Raw genomic sequence first — 14,195 nt, forward strand, 5'->3', positions numbered from 1 at the left:
ATGTCCATTCTCCGCAGGACGGGCCGAGCAACCGCCTTCGTGGTTGCCGCCGTGCTCGCCCCCCTTAACGCCACCCCGACGCATGCCTTGCAGGCGCAGGACGAGGACGCGCCGCACGACCACGGCGACGCTCCAGAGGACTGGATTCCCGAGGCCGTGCACATGGACGCCGAGGCGTCGCCCGAAGCGCTTCTGCTGCTGAACCGGGGCTTCGAGGCGCTGCACAACTTCTGGTACGATGAGGCGCGCAGCACCTTCAGGGCGGCGCACGAGCTTCAGCCGGGTTTCGTGATGGCCTACTGGGGCGAAGCGTTCTCGTTCCACGACCCGTTCGGGCTGGACGGCGGCCGCCCCGACTCCGTTCGCGCCGCTTTCCGGCGGCTGGCCCCGACCGCGCAGGAGCGTAGGGCGCTCACGGCGAGCGACAGCGAGGCGATGTATGTCGCGGCGATGGAGGCGCTCACCGAGGAGGGCGACCAGACGGAACGCCGGCGCGCGTTCAGCGAAGCGCTCCGGCAGTTGGCGGAGGCTCACCCCGAAGACTCCGAGGCGTGGGCGCTCTACGCCATCTCGGTGTTCGGTACGGAGGACAACATCCGCTCGGTTCCGGACGCCCGCGATGAGGCCGCGCGGGCGGCGCGCAGAGTCCTGGAGATCGAGCCGCGCCACCCGGGCGGCCTGCACTACACCATCCACGCCATGGACAACCCGTCGACCGCCGAACGGGCGCTGGACGTGGCGCAGCGCTACGCGGAGGTATCCCACTCCGCTTCCCACGCCATCCACATGCCCTCGCACATCTTCATCCAGCTGGCGCTGTGGGACGACGCGATCGCGGCGAACGAGCGCGCCTTCCAGGCGTCCGAGCTCTGGGTGGAGCGCACCGGACGTAGCGCCGACGACCGCGACTACCACGCGGCGGACTTTCTCCACTACGCCCTGCTCCAGCAGGGGCGCCGGGCCGAGGCCAGGGCGTGGTCCGAGGAGATGCGCAGGCTGCGCCCGGGGACCGATCACTGGTCACCCGCGTGGTACGGCGCGATCTGGGAGGCCAGGGAGCGGGTCGAGACGAACGCGTGGGGGTCCGGCGCGCTTACCGAGTCGGGATCCGAGTGGCGCGACGAGCTGCTGGCCACGGGCGTCGACGCGGCTCGAACCGGAGACCTCGAGCGCGCGCACGAGGTGCTCGCGACGCTCACCGAGCGACACCAGACACAGGTGGAGCGCCGGCCAGGCACCACCGCCGAGCTGCGCTGGCGCATGACCATGCTGGAGCTCGAGGCCGACATCGCTGCCGAGGAGGGCCGCTTCGACGACGCGCACGCGGCGCTCGGGAAGGTCCTGCAGGCCGACGCCTTGCTGCCGCCGCCCAACGAAACGCCGGATCCGCTGATCCCGGTCTACGAGCTGATCGGTGAGACGTTGCTCCGGGAGGGACGGCCGCACGACGCGATCGCCGCGTTCAACGCCTCACTCGAGCGCAGGCGTGGGCGCGCCCGGTCTCTGCTGGGCCTGGCGCGCGCGGGCCGGGCCGCCGACCGGCGCGCCGTCAGCGTCGCCGCGTACGGGGCGCTGCTACGCCAGTGGAGCAACGCGGACGCGGATCTGCCGGAGTTGGCGGAAGCGAGGGCGTACCTGGCGGCGAACGAGTAACGCGCCGCACGAGACAGCGGGGCCGCCCCGAAAGGGACGGCCCCGCGGAGCCTCCTACATGCCGAGCCTGCTCCGGACATCATTTCGGATCAACGCGTAGCCCGGGCTGTTGAAGTTGTTGTATACGACGCTTTCGAGGAGGCTTTGCGCCTCCGCCGCGTTACCTGCGGCCTCGTGCGCCAGGGCCAGGTGATACTGATTGTAGACGTTGTCGAGGTTGGCCTGTGCGTAGTGGCCGATGGACCCCTCATGATCGCCCTGGAGAAGGCTGCTCAACGCCATGAGATCGTGCGCCGGCTCGTTGCGGGTCGGATTCGCGTCCGGCTCCAGGAGAGCCATCGCCTCCTGAGCCCTGGCGGCGGCACCGGCGTGGTCGCCGCCTCGGGCGGCTAGCACGCCCGCCCAGTACGCGTTGTTCGCCTGGGTCCCTCTCATGACCGCGTCGCCTCCCACCACCTCGGCCTGCTCCAGATTGAGCGTGGCGCGCTGATCGAGGATGGCGGCCGCGTCGTCGAGCATGTCGTGGTGCAGCGCCACCTGTGCGGCCGTGGTGAGCGCGAAGACCTTGAGACCGAGCTTGCCTGGGACATCCTGCTCGTCGATCGAGGAAGCCAGGCCCGTAAGCTCACTCACAGCGGCGGCCGGATCCTCCGCGTGCACGCTGACCAGGGCGCGATACACGGCGAAGGACGGACCCTGACCCGCCCTCGATAGCCCGATGGACTGATCGTAGTCTGCGCGGGCGGCGTCGAAGTCTCCCAGGAACGAGTTGACGTGTCCCCGCTGCTGCACGGGTGAAGCGTCCTCGGGAGCCAACTCGTGTGCTCTCGTGTACGCGTCCCGCGCTCCAACGAGGTCGTTTTGAGCCCGCAACGCGTCTCCGAGGAAGTCGTGGCTATTCGGCTCGTCCGGCGCCAGTTCCACGACCCTTCGCATGTTTTCGACCGCTCGATCGAAGTCCTTCGGCTGATTGAAAATGTACGAATTGCCGAGGAACCCGTAGGCGGGCGCGAAGTCCGGCGCGAGCTCCGTCGCGCGTAGGGCAGATGCGCGTGCCTCGGCCATCTGCCTCATTCCTGCCTGGACCCCAGCGAGAATCAGCTGCGCGCGTGCGCTTTCCGGCTGGCCCTCGACCAACTGCTGGGCGAGCCGCAGCTGGCCCTCGCTGTTGTTCTCGAGTCCCTGACGGGTGATCTCGATTTCGAGTCGTTCCGCATCGCTCGCGCCCTCGGCGTTGGCTTCGGCGGCTTCCAGCCCGGAGATGAACTCGTCGGCCGAGTTCGCCGTGTTGGCTACCCGGAGGTGCCCCAGGGCGAAGGATGGATCCGCCTCTACCGCGGCAGCGAAGTGCACATTCGCGTCGATGACGCGGCCCATGTCCAGGGCGTGCTGACCCTCCCGGTAATGGGTCATCGCGGCCTCAGAGGACGACGACAGTGGCATGTCGACGACCACGGTCGTGCCTTCGTCCGTCGCGGCCTGTTCACCGGCGTCGCCGGCGCAGGCCAACAGCGATGAGCCGACCAACAGGGCCAACAGGGGGGTTCTGGTGTTGAGCATAGATTCCTCCTTGTCCGGTATCGGACCGGTCCCTTGTCGCGGCCGAGATCGGGGGTGTCTCCGCGCGCTGGTGGGGCCTGCAACCTGATTGTGGAAAACTCTTTAGGCAATGGGCAGAATGGTCGGCCCGAACGGACGGTCGTCGGGCCCTTCCCCGGGGCCCGCGCCTTGCGGACATTGCGGGCATGCTACCGACTTTTGTGATCATCGGGACGATGAAGGGCGGAACCACCAGCCTCTTCTACTATCTCGCGGAGCACCCGCAGGTCCGCATGGCTTCCCTGCGGGAGTCGGACTTCTTCGTGGCCCGGCGCAACTACGGCAAGGGCCTCGCGTGGTACGAGTCCCTGTACGACGGGCCGGAGGGGCCGTCGATCTTCGGCGAGTCATCGCCCAACTACGCCAAGCGGCAGTTCTTTCCCGGGGTGCCCGAGCGCATGCACGCCGCGGTGCCGAACGCCCGGCTGGTCTACTGCCTGCGCGACCCCATCGACCGCATCGTGTCGCATTGGGTCCACAACGTTTCGCAGGGCCGGGAAAGCGCGTCGCTGGACGATGCGCTGTCCGATCCAGCCGAGAACACCTACGTGCGGACCAGCCAGTACCACTATCAGATCAGGGCGTTTCTGTCGTACTACGGACTGGACGACGTGCTGTTCGTGGACTCGAACGAACTCCGGTCGGATAGGCGGCGGACGCTGCGGGACGTGTTCGACTTCGTGGGCGCGGACCCCGCATTCGAGGCCCCAGCGTTCGATCGGCTGCACCACGTCTCCTCGATCAAGGAGCGGCCGGCCCGCATGGACCGATTCGTCCCCAGCGTGCGGCTGAGAAAGGCGCTGCGTCCGCTGCTGCCGGCCTATCTCGGGGCGCCTCGGCCCATCGAGGACGCCGCGATGTCGCCCGTCGTGCGGGATCGCATCGCTGGGGTGCTACACGCGGACGCCGAAGCGCTTCGCTCGCTCACAGGCAAGAAGTTCGAAGGCTGGAGCGTGTAGTGTACCGTTGCAGAAGTCCCCGTAGGCACACTAGGCACCGCGCCCCTGAAACCTGATTCCGGCGCGCCCGTAGGGATGCCCGCGAGAGCGAATCCGGCTTGTGGAGGATCCAGATCATGTGGCTTTCCGTTGCGCTGGCCATGGCGGCCGCTGCGCCCGTCCAGACACAGCAGGCACCGTCCCACACCGACCGCATGTACGGCGTCGTCACCACGGACGACGGCGACACCTACGAGGGCTTCATCCGTTGGACCGACAACGAGGGTAGCTGGTCCGATTTCCTGAACGGAAACAAGCGCCTGGACCCCGAGCACCGGGACCAGGCGCGCGAGATGTCCGGCCGGCGCTCCCGGGGATTCTCGATCCTGGGCATCCGCATTTCCTTCGACGACGACGGATCCGACCAGGCCTCTTCAGGACTTCGATTCGGGCACATTGCCTCCCTGGAGCGCCAGCGCGGCGGGCGCGCCGAGATCGTCCTGCTCTCCGGCGAGGTGGTGGAGTTCGATGGAGGCTCCTCGGACATCGGCGGCGGTATGGAGCTGACCGTCGAGGATCCCATGCGCGGGACCGTCGAGGTGGACTGGCGCGACCTGGACCGGGTCGAGTTCTCCGACGCTCCGGCCGACGCGGCCCCGCTGGCGCAGCGGCTGTACGGCACGCTACGCACGCAGGAGGGGCATGCGTTCACCGGGTTCATCGCTTGGGACTCGGACGAGATCCTCACCACCGACGTGCTGGACGGCGACGAGAAGGGCCGCGACCGGGAGATCCCGTTCGCCAACATCGGCTCGATCCAGCGCTTCAGCAGCTCGGGCGCGAGGATCACGCTGGCCAACGGCGAAGAGATCGTGCTCAAAGACTCCAACGACGTGGACGACGACAACCGCGGCATAATCGTAGCCGACCCGCAGTTGGGTCAGGTAACCGTGGACTGGGACGAGTTCCTGGACGTCACCTTCGAGCCCGCGCCCGCGGACGCCGCGCCACGCTCTCGCTTCGACGGCGGCCGGCGACTCCGGGGCACCGTGGAGACGGAGGACGGCAGAGAGCTCAAGGGGACCATCCGCTGGGACAACGACGAGGAGTTCACCTGGGAAGCCCTGGACGGCGAAGCCGCGTACGTGGAAATGGACATCGAGCTCGGCAACGTCGCGTCCATCGAGCGGCTGGACGACGACTCCGCCCAGGTCACGCTCCACGACGGACGCACGTTCGAGATGAGCGGATCGAACGACGTAGACGAGCACAACAAGGGCATCTTCGTCACCGACGCGGCGGGGACCGTGACCATGCTCGACTGGGAGGAATTCCGCGTCGTCCGTTTCGACGGCTGAGTCGCGTTTGAACCCCACGGCGCGACGCGGCATCACAGAATGGACCTCCTGACTCTTCGTTAGGCTGGGCGGGGCCCGATAGTGCCCCGTTCGCATCCCCAGGGAGATTGTCATGAAAATCGCCATCGCAGTCCTGGCCACCCTCGCCATCGGCGCCGCGTCACGTGCGGAGATTCATTCCGGCGGCGCGCACGCGATGTCCTTCGGGCTCCAGGATGCCAGTGAGGTGCACACCCTCGCGGTGGGGCACGCCCGGTCGATGGTCGATGGCCCCGTGGCGGCGCTCGAGCGCGCCGTGTCCCTGGAACGGACGCGCGCGTTCGGCTACGGCGATGCGTATCGCGCGGACGAGTGCGACCACCGCGACGTACGCACGCTGCGGGTGGGCGCGAGCGGTGTGGACCTCCTCGCGATCGCGTCCGGAGCCGGCGACCTGCGCGTCGAGGGCCGTCCGGGACTCACCGAGGTGGAAGTGGAAGCCGAATTCTGCGCTTCCCACGAGGACCTCCTGGACGAGCTCGACGCGGAGCTGGTGGAAGGCAGCCGGCGACTGCGGCTCGATACGCACTACCCCGAGGATGGGGACGGCTCCTGGTGGGGAGACTACTACGCGCGCATCAACCTGGTTGTCGCGGTCCCCGCCGGGATGCCCCTGGGAATCGACGACGGCTCGGGCTTCATCGACGTGTCCGGCGTCGGCGCCCTCGTGATTCACGACGGCTCGGGCGCGATCGACGCCCATGACATCAGCGGCGACGTGCGCATCGACGACGGTTCGGGCGAGTTGGTGCTCACCAACGTCACCGGGCGCGTGGAGATCGATGACGGCTCCGGATCGCTCCGGCTCGAGGACATAGAGGGGGATCTGGAGGTCGACGACGGCTCGGGCAGCGTGCGCATCGAGCGCGTCATGGGCGACGTCGACATCGACGACGGCTCCGGCGAGCTGCGCGTTCACGACGTCGGCCAGTCCGTGACCATCAGCGACAGCTCGGGGAGCATCGTAGTACGAGACGTGCGCGGCGACTTCCGCGTGCGCCGGGACGGTTCGGGGTCGATCGACCACAGCAACGTGACGGGCGTCGTGGATCTGCCGCGGCGTCGCTAGGGAGGCGCGGATCCGCGTAGGGAGCGCGCTCGCAACCATTTCGCGGCTCCGGGAGTCTGAAGGATAGATACGGCTGGGCGGCGTCCATGGCCGCATGTTCAGGTCGCAGCCGAAGGGTTACTCGGCGGCGCCTGTTCCGGGGGTTCGGTCATCTTCCTGGGGTGATGGCCGGCCCCCGATTTTTTTTGCGTCGTGCCGGCGCTCAATTGCCGGGCTCGCTAGGCCGGGGGTCCTTCCGGTAGACTTGGACCATGTTGTCCAACGATTCCCTGCAAGGTCGCGTCATTCTCGTCAGCGGTGGGACCGCCGGGCTGGGCCTGTCCATGGCGCGGCGCTTTCTGGAGTTGGGCGGCGGGGTGTCCGTGTGCGGGCGGGACGAGGCACGTCTGAGGGAAGCGCTGAGCGAGTTGCGCGAGACGGCCGCGAACCGGGTCCACGGCTCGGTGTGCGACGTGCGCGACTTCCAAGCGGTCGATGCGTGGGTAGCCGGCGCCGCCGAGGCGCTGGGCCCGCCGGACGGCCTGGTCAACAACGCCGCGGGCAATTTCCTGGCGGCCACCGAGGACCTCTCCCCCAACGCCTTCGACGCGGTCGTGCGCATAGTCCTGCACGGCACTTTTCACGCTACCCTGGCCACCGGACGCAGGATGATCGAGGCCGGCGGCGGCGCCATCGTGAACATCCTGACCACGTACGCGCATACGGGGTCGGCCTTCGTGGTGCCGTCGGCGGCGGGCAAGGGCGGCGTGCTTTCCATGACTCGCTCGCTGGCGGTGGAGTGGGCCACCTACGGGATTCGCGTGAACGCCATCGCGCCGGGCCCCTTCCCCACGGAGGGCGCCTGGAGTCGCCTGATGCCGACACCCGACCTGGAGCGGGAGGCGCTCGCGCGGATACCGCTCGGGCGTTTCGGAGAGCACCCCGAGCTAGCCGAGCTGGCGGCGTTTCTGCTATCCAATGCCGGGGCCTACATCACGGGAGACTGCGTCACGATCGACGGCGGCAGGACGCTCGCCTCGGGCGGCGAGTTCAACTCGCTCGTCTCTCGCCCGCGCGAGGACCTCAAGGCGATCTTTCGGGCGCTGCGGCCGGACAAGTGATGTGGAGCAGCCGCGGCGTCGGCTCTTTGGCGCTGCTCGCGTCGGTGGCGTGTGGCGGCGCACCGCCCAGCGACCCGCTGCCCGATGTGGGGGAGGAGTCGGCCGCCGTCGGCCCACACTTTCGGGTGGCGTGCCATTTCGACTGCGGCGCCGGCGCCGCCGAGGCGTTGGGCGTGGCGGAACTCGCGTGGGCCCGCGCTGCGGAGCTGCTGTCCCTCCCCGACAGCGCGTACCGGAGGCCTCCCGTGCTGCGGCTCTATCGACGCGAGGCCTTTCGCGCCGTGTCGGCAAGATTGGGGGACGGGCGCCTGGAGGAAGCGGGCGCGATCTCGAGTCCGCAAAGGCGAGCCGCGTTCATAGAGCTGCTTCCCCCCGTTTCGCCGGCCGCGCTCGGCCGATCCGGACTCCCGGCGGAGACGCTCAGGCTGATCACTCACGAGGCCACGCACCTGACCATGTCGGCGGCTGCGGAGGGTCCTCCCAGAGCGCCGGATTGGCTCTCCGAGGGGGTCGCGCAGGCGGTCGAGCGATGGGTCGGCCGCGAGCTCGACCTCTACCCGGGGGACGAAGGCCCACGCCTGGCGATCCAGACGTGGCGCGCGTATTCGCTGCTGCGCAACGGGTTGCTGCCCCGCGCCAGTGAGCTACTCGTCGAGGGCCGCGACGAAGTCCGCACTCCCTTCGACTACGCGGTGCGGGCGCTCTTTTTCGCGTACCTCGCCGAGCGCGAGCCGGACCTCCTGGGGTCGCTCACGGCGTACGCCGCGGCGCGGCTCGGGGCGGACGACTTGCCGGACTCGTTGGCGGCGCTGGTGCGTGCCGGCAGCGACCGCTTCGGCGAGCTGGACGGGGGCTTCGCCGACTACGTGATGGACGCGGCGGCGACCGGGCGGCGGCTGGAGCTCAGAGGCTTCGCGGGAGGACGGCGTTTCCCCCACGCTGGCCTGCCGCGGGGCGCCGTCAGGGTCCTCGCCACCCGGCCCGCAGCGGCCGGCCGCTATGCCATCGTGGGGTCACTGAGCGCCGCGCGGGGCTCTGACCGGCAGGCGGCGGTGGGAGTGATCGTGGGGAACTCCGGGGGACGACGCGTACTCGTGGAATTCGCCCGCGACTCCGTCGCTGTGCGGCTGGAGGAAGCTCGCGCCGGCGTGGTGACGGCGTCGCGGAGCGTCGCCAGCGCGGCCGCTCCACGTACCGACGGCACGCTGCGGTTTCGCATCGAGGTGGCGGAAACCGAGGTCTCGGGTCTCTCCTCCATCACCGTCCGGTTCAGTTCGGTCGGCGTCGGCTCCGACGCGGGTGGGGCGTGGCTCGACGGCCCGCTGGTGGCGCGCGTAGCGGGCTTCGACCCACGCGGACACTGGGGCGTCTACGCCGCACCCGGCTGGGCCGGCGTATGGACGGACCTGCGGCTGGAAACCGAGGACTGACCGGCCCACCCTCCCGCACGACCTCCTACGGCAGGTCTTCGCTCAGGATCAGCAGGCCGGAGACGTTGGTGACCAGGGCTCCCTCGAACTCCCCGCTCGCCGCGACCCTCACCGACATCGTCTCGATGACGGCCGCGCCCACCACCGCGTCCTCAGCGCCCAGGACAGGCACTAGCGCCTCGTCCGCGGCGAGCTCGGCCGCCCGGGACGCGGACCCCAGCCGCGGCCCCGAGTCGTCCGGCGCGGCCTCTTCCGACTGGAACGCGCTCGCCAACACCGCCCGGGTCGCGGCCTCCAGATCGATCCGCATGGGCGTGCTGCCACCCTCCAGTCGCACCTGCATGTCCGCCAGGACCGCAAACAGGCTGTCCCCCGCCAGGCGGCTTCCCCGCCTGCCCGCCGCGCCTCGCTGGAAGGCGCTGAAGCGATAGAGCGTCCCGCCGGGGACGCCCGGAATTCCGCGCGGCTCTCTGGGCGAAACGAACAACTCGACGAAGCGCTCGCCGTCGACGCCCACCGTTCCGGCTCCCCACAGCAGGCCCGCGCGCTCCAGGTGCACCAGCACCGGCTCGCTCACCACCCCCTCCAGCGCTCCTTCGCCGAAGTGGTCGCGCAGGTAGCGAACGATGTTGGCCGCGGACTCCTCCTCGTCGCTCGGCGCACGCGTCGTGGCGGAGGTGTCCGCCGCCGCCGATTCGATGCCTGGAGCCAGCTCGGCGAGCCGGGCTCTCTGACTGCGCAGCGCGGACGCCGGCGCACCCCATGGGCCGACGGCCGACACCAGCAAGAGGAAAGACACCGTCAGGGGGATCTCGCGAAGCAGGGGCGGCTTGTGCTTCAGGGAACGGACTATGCCGACGATGGCCAGCGCGCCGAGGCCCGCGATCGCCATCATGCGCACGAAGCGAAACTCGGTCCAAGCATACTGCTCTACGCGAAGCCAAAGAGCCCAACCGCCCAGCGCGACCAGCGGGATCGCCACCCACGGGTAGACGCGCACGATGCGCGCCGCCAGCGGGGGCTCCTCCAGCCAGTGGAACGGCTCCAGGACGAGCGCGCCGATCAGCCACAGGGCGCCCGCGACGAGCACGAGCGGGGACACCAGGTTCTGCGGCACTTCCTGGAGTACCGCCATGCGGACCATGTAGGCGTACAGGATGCCCGTGTAGACCAGCAGCAGAGGCAGGAGCAGATAGAGGCCCAGGCGCCGCGCGCGCACGAGGGCCAACTCGCGGTCCACCTCCACCTCGGCGGCCAGCTCCGGCGCGCCACCCGCCATGGCCCACGTGCCCACCCCTATGACGACGAACGAAAAGAGGTGCAGGTAGGTGTCGACGTCGGCGGCCGACAGGTCGAACAGCGTATCCACCGCGGCGATCGCGACCGACAGGCCGATGGCCAGCAGGATCGCCATGCCGTAGACCGTCGTCACCCGGGTCAGGACGCGCAGGGAGAAGATCCAGAACCGTCCCCGCTCCTCTGACAGTGCGTTCCACGGGGTCTCGGCGACCGCTCGATCGCGCGAACGCGGCATCAGGATGGGCACGAGCGCCAGCGACGCGGCGGACGCGCCCACCAGCAGCCAGCTGCGCCACGCCTCGGCCAGCACCATCTGGAAGAAGAACGCGCCGTAGAGCGACCCCACGGCCAGCGCGAACGCCGTGATCAGCCAGCGGCGGCGCGCGGGTATGGCGTCGGCCGCGCGCAAGATGCTCGCCCCGAAAGTGGGGAACAGCGCGATCGCGACCGCGATGCCCAACCGGGTCCACGTCTCCAGGACGTCCGCGTTGTCGACCGCGATGGCCCAGGATGCCGACGCCGCGATGAGCCAGCCCATCGCGACTTCGACCGGTGCGTAGCGGAGAGCGGCGCGTGCGTCGGCCGCGTAGGCCTGTAGGCCGGCGAGAATCCTGCTCATGCCACCTCCCGAGACGAAGGGCGATCCCCACGGGACGCCCTCCGTCTGCTCACCGGCAGGAGGGCTTTAGCGCCAGGCCGCCGGCAGCCTGCGTACGACGACCTGTGCCACGTCCCACTCGTCCCGCTCGATATACGCGGCACGTCCATCGGACGCGAACGCCACCGGCACGGTCGTCCCCGCCGGTAGCGTGCCGCGGTACGTGCCGTCGGCATCGATCACGTCGATCGGCCCCGCGTCCACGCCCGCGTCGGGCGCGCGAATCACCCAGATCCTGCCACCCGGCAAGGTCTCGATATCCTGGATCGCCGGGACGGTCTCGGCGAAATTCATGTTCTCGAGCGCCCGCCTGATCATGGCGTCGCTGGCTGAGCCCCCCACCGAGGTGCTGCGATTGCCGTTGTTGGCCTCGACGCGGATCATCCCCTGCCCGCTGGACATGGCCTGTCGCCGCTGCTCGCGGGCCGCCTCGCGATCGGCCTCGGAGACGGGCCGGGCCTCGATCGGCCGAGCCAGCCGGTGGGACACCTGTCCGTCCGGGGACACCACCGTGATGGCGTACTCCACTCCGTTGGAGACGATCAAGCCACCGCCGGGCAGGACGGCCCAGTCCACGTCGGGCGCGAACACGGGCGGCGCCGAAACCATCACCGTGCGGTTGTCCGCCGATCCGCTGGTACGTACCTGCATCTGCGGCGCGTCGGCCTCGTAGACCACGCGGGCTTCGCTCCCCTCGGCGAGATCGTGATGCAGGATGGCCTGCTTTTCGGACGCCCCTCCACCCGGACCGGGGCCGCCGCCTCCGAACCTGAAGCGCGCCCCCGGCACGACGACGCCACCGCCCGAGTGGTAGTGCATTTGCCGAACGAACGGCCCCACGGCGGCGCCGAACAGCACGTTGCGTTCGAATTCGCCATCGCGAGTAAAGATGCTGAAGGCACCGCGGCCGACGTCGGCCACGACGATCTTGCCATCGGCGGTGAGGGTCAGGGCCAAGGGCTGGCCCAACTCGCCGGGACCCTGGCCCTTCTTGCCTATCTGCCGCACGAAGGACCCGTCGCGATCGAACACCTGCACGCGCCCGTTGTCGCGGTCGGCCACGTACAGGTAGCCGTCCGTGTCGAACGCGACCGCCGCGACGTTGGAGAACATCTCGTGATCGGCGCCCTCCGCGACGCCCACCGACCAGAGATCTTCGATCTGCCCGGCCAACGCCCGGTCCTCACCAGGCATGTCTACGGTCTGCTGCCCGGCAGCCGCCGCTGGCAGTAGCACGAGGGCCAGCGCCTGCGCCGACCCGGCCAACCGTTTGAGGAACGGCAGCATGTCCTCTTCCTCCCGTGATCGGGTGTGATTGCCCAGCGAACGGCGGTGGGATGCGGGAACCCAGCCGAGGGGTTGCCCGGGGCGTCCGGCCGGTGGTGTTGATCGGTCGATGATCGGGGTCGCCCACTCTGGTCTCTACTATCCCGCCTACCAGGAGGCGACCCGTGCAGACCGACACGACGCTCGCGTTGCTACGTTACCCGTACACCCACCTGGAGCCGCTGCGCGCCGCGGATCCTTGGCCCTCGGAGTGCGGCTGCCTCGTCGTATGGCGGCTGGAGGACGCCGCCGCGCAGCAGGCGGACATGGCGTACGTCCTGACCCGGCCGGCTTTCCTTCCGCTCGCAGTGGTGCTTCCACCCGCCGACGAAATCGAGCCCGCCGTGCCGCTGATCGAGGAGCTGCCTTCCCTGCGCCCGCGCATCGTGCTGCCTACCAGGCGCCTGGTGACGCCCGACCGCCTCCGGTACCTGCTGGCCCAGATCCCGCCCAACGTCCCGCGGTCCCTGGTGGACCACCTCCGCTTCCGCAGCCTGCTGCCCACGCTGCGCGTGCGCGAGGAGGTGACGCGCATCATCGAGCTATCGCCCACCACGCGGTCCATCTCCGCGCTTTCGCGCCGCATGTACACGTCGCGGCGCACGCTGGGGCGCGTGTTTTCCGGAGCGGGCCTACCCGCACCCTCCCACTGGCTCCAGTTCGGGCGACTGATGCACGTCGTCGTCCAGATCCAGAACTCGGACCGGATACCCATCAACAGGATAGCCATGCGGGCCGCCTACCCGGATGGCTTCACCATGAGCAATCAGATGAAGCGGTTGCTGGGCGTACGCCCCTCGGACGTGAGAGAGCGGCTGGGTTGGGAGTGGGTGGTGGAGTCCTGGATCCGGTCGGAAATGCAGCGCGGAGGCATCGATGCCGGTCGATACCGGCTCAACTAATGGGCGTCAGAAGCCGGCCATCGCCGCCTCTTCCGGCGTAGGCTTCGGAACCAGCGCAACGGCCTTGGTGATGATGTCGCCGTCGATGACGGCCTGGACCACGTCGGGATCGAACTGCGTGCTCGAACACCTGTCCAGCTCGTCTCGCACGGCGTCCTGGCTGAGCGCCTTCCGGTACGGACGATCGGACAACATTGCGTCCAGCGAATCGCACATCATGATGATGCGCGAGGACAGGGGTATTTCCAGCCCCGCGACCTTGTCCGGATACCCCGTGCCATCGAACCGCTCGTGGTGATTGCGGACCCCCCGGATCACCTCGTCCGGCAGGTTGGTCAACTCGCGCAGCAGCTCGGCGCCCTTGACCGCGTGGGCGCGAATGATCTCGTACTCCTCGTCCGTAAGAACCCCGGGTTTGCGAATGATCTGCGCGAACGTAGGCTCGATCTTGCCGATGTCGTGGAGCAAGGCCGCAGTTCGGATGTCCTCGATCTGCCGCGACGCCACCTTCAGCTCCTCCGCAATCCACCCGGCCAGCGTGGACACCCGAATCGAGTGCCCCGAAGTATACGGATCACGTGTTTCGATCGTCTTGATCAGGACGTTGAGCAGCGCCCGGTTGGCGTGCTCCAACTGACTCTTGGAGATGTACGAGTACCTGATCAACAGCAGCGGCAGAATCACCAGGAGAATCCCGAACCAGGACAGCTCCCAGTACAAAACCGCCGTGATCAGCGCGATGGGGCTGACGAGAAAATCGTACAGCAGGTTGGCCCCCGTGGCGCCGAACACCTTCTTGGCGGCCTCGCCGACCGGCATTTCCT

The 14,195-nt window shown here is 68.9% G+C and carries 11 protein-coding genes; 7 read left to right on the forward strand and 4 right to left on the reverse strand.

Translation table 11 applies throughout. From position 1 onward, the window contains the following. Window positions 1-1,653, forward strand: a complete 1,653-nt coding sequence (locus tag ABFS34_03990) for a hypothetical protein (GenBank protein MEN8374586.1) — start codon at window positions 1-3, stop codon at window positions 1,651-1,653. A gap of 54 nt (window positions 1,654-1,707) precedes the next feature. Here the strand turns inward: ABFS34_03990 and ABFS34_03995 are convergent, their stop codons facing one another. Next, window positions 1,708-3,213 (reverse strand): tetratricopeptide repeat protein, encoded by a 1,506-nt coding sequence (locus ABFS34_03995; GenBank protein ID MEN8374587.1) that lies wholly within the window; start codon window positions 3,211-3,213, stop codon window positions 1,708-1,710. 185 nt (window positions 3,214-3,398) lie between these two features. Here ABFS34_03995 and ABFS34_04000 point away from each other — a divergent pair, with 185 nt between their 5' ends. The 5 genes from ABFS34_04000 to ABFS34_04020 all read left to right on the forward strand — a co-directional run bounded on the left by ABFS34_04000 (window position 3,399) and on the right by ABFS34_04020 (window position 9,186). Further along, entirely contained in the window at window positions 3,399-4,211 is an 813-nt protein-coding gene (locus ABFS34_04000; GenBank protein MEN8374588.1) for a sulfotransferase, read from the forward strand. A 116-nt stretch (window positions 4,212-4,327) separates the two neighbouring features. After that, complete coding sequence (locus ABFS34_04005) at window positions 4,328-5,548, forward strand: hypothetical protein (GenBank protein ID MEN8374589.1); 1,221 nt, start codon at window positions 4,328-4,330, stop codon at window positions 5,546-5,548. A 112-nt stretch (window positions 5,549-5,660) separates the two neighbouring features. Next, window positions 5,661-6,656, forward strand: a complete 996-nt coding sequence (locus ABFS34_04010; protein ID MEN8374590.1) for a hypothetical protein — start codon at window positions 5,661-5,663, stop codon at window positions 6,654-6,656. Between the two features lie 251 nt (window positions 6,657-6,907). After that, window positions 6,908-7,756, forward strand: a complete 849-nt coding sequence (locus ABFS34_04015) for an SDR family oxidoreductase (protein MEN8374591.1) — start codon at window positions 6,908-6,910, stop codon at window positions 7,754-7,756. Beyond that, window positions 7,756-9,186, forward strand: coding sequence for a hypothetical protein (locus ABFS34_04020; protein ID MEN8374592.1), 1,431 nt, complete (start codon window positions 7,756-7,758; stop codon window positions 9,184-9,186). Before ABFS34_04015 ends, ABFS34_04020 begins: the two co-directional genes overlap by 1 nt. Window positions 9,187-9,211: 25 nt before the next feature. Here the strand turns inward: ABFS34_04020 and ABFS34_04025 are convergent, their stop codons facing one another. Beyond that, the gene (locus tag ABFS34_04025; GenBank protein ID MEN8374593.1) at window positions 9,212-11,104 is read right to left on the reverse strand and encodes a DUF4153 domain-containing protein; all 1,893 of its coding nucleotides are present in this window, start codon (window positions 11,102-11,104) and stop codon (window positions 9,212-9,214) included. A gap of 66 nt (window positions 11,105-11,170) precedes the next feature. Then, entirely contained in the window at window positions 11,171-12,430 is a 1,260-nt protein-coding gene (locus ABFS34_04030; protein MEN8374594.1) for a 6-bladed beta-propeller, read from the reverse strand. A 164-nt stretch (window positions 12,431-12,594) separates the two neighbouring features. Between ABFS34_04030 and ABFS34_04035 the strand changes: the two genes are divergently transcribed. Beyond that, entirely contained in the window at window positions 12,595-13,371 is a 777-nt protein-coding gene (locus ABFS34_04035; GenBank protein MEN8374595.1) for an AraC family transcriptional regulator, read from the forward strand. Between the two features lie 6 nt (window positions 13,372-13,377). On the opposite strand, the gene ABFS34_04040 is transcribed toward ABFS34_04035, so the two are convergent. Then, window positions 13,378-14,195 (reverse strand): HD-GYP domain-containing protein (locus ABFS34_04040; protein ID MEN8374596.1); only part of this gene is annotated, 818 nt, incomplete at its 5' end.

The sequence above is a fragment of the Gemmatimonadota bacterium genome (assembly GCA_039715185.1).
GTDB lineage: Bacteria > Gemmatimonadota > Gemmatimonadetes > Longimicrobiales > RSA9 > DATHRK01.